The following is a 661-nucleotide window of genomic DNA, read 5'->3' on the forward strand; positions in this document are numbered from 1 at the left end:
AAGGATATCGAACCATTGGTTTGCGCTCACGCACGTACCGCCCTTCGGGCTGTGCTCCGCGGGGGCGCCGGACGACCGGCGACGGCCTCTGGCCTGTATGGGAGAGCCTTAATAGGCTTGAAGTTCGGCGAGATGGGCCCGTAGCTCAGTTGGTTAGAGCACACGCTTGATAAGCGTGGGGTCGGAAGTTCAAGTCTTCCCGGGCCCACCATTCGCATATGCGAATGAGGTTTGCTGTAGCGAATAGTGGTTTGTTTGGGTTTACCTGATCCTGGCGGTTTGCTGTCAGGTGTTTGCGATGGTTGGGGCTGTAGCTCAGCTGGGAGAGCACCTGCTTTGCAAGCAGGGGGTCAGCGGTTCGATCCCGCTCAGCTCCACCAATTCGCTTGGTGTCGAGACTGAGAGATATCCTTTGAAGAAATAAAAGTTTTGCATCGGCTTATGGCTGATGCGTGTTCTGCATACATTGTGAAGAGAAGATTGATCTGGAGGCTTCCAGGTGTTTTGGGTTCTGCCCAAGGCGTCCGAGCCCAGTTCCTATGAAACCATGGATGGCCTAGCCGGCCGGATGTGGTGGAGGGATTGGAGGTAGGAAGGAAGCTTGTCGCTCTGGGTCGTTGTTGTTTGCTGTCTTTAGGGATGAGCATCTGACGGACGACTT

General features: G+C 55.1%; 2 tRNA genes. Both read left to right on the forward strand.

The window, feature by feature from the left end:
• Positions 1–134: 134 nt before the first annotated feature.
• Positions 135–211, forward strand: a tRNA-Ile gene (locus RWK44_RS34880).
• 93 nt (positions 212–304) lie between these two features.
• Positions 305–380: transfer RNA gene (locus RWK44_RS34885), tRNA-Ala, on the forward strand.
• The last annotated feature ends 281 nt before the right edge of the window (positions 381–661 follow it).

The sequence above is a fragment of the Rhizobium sp. 25PS6 genome, from assembly GCF_032464655.1.
Classification (GTDB): Bacteria; Pseudomonadota; Alphaproteobacteria; order Rhizobiales; family Rhizobiaceae; genus Rhizobium; species Rhizobium laguerreae.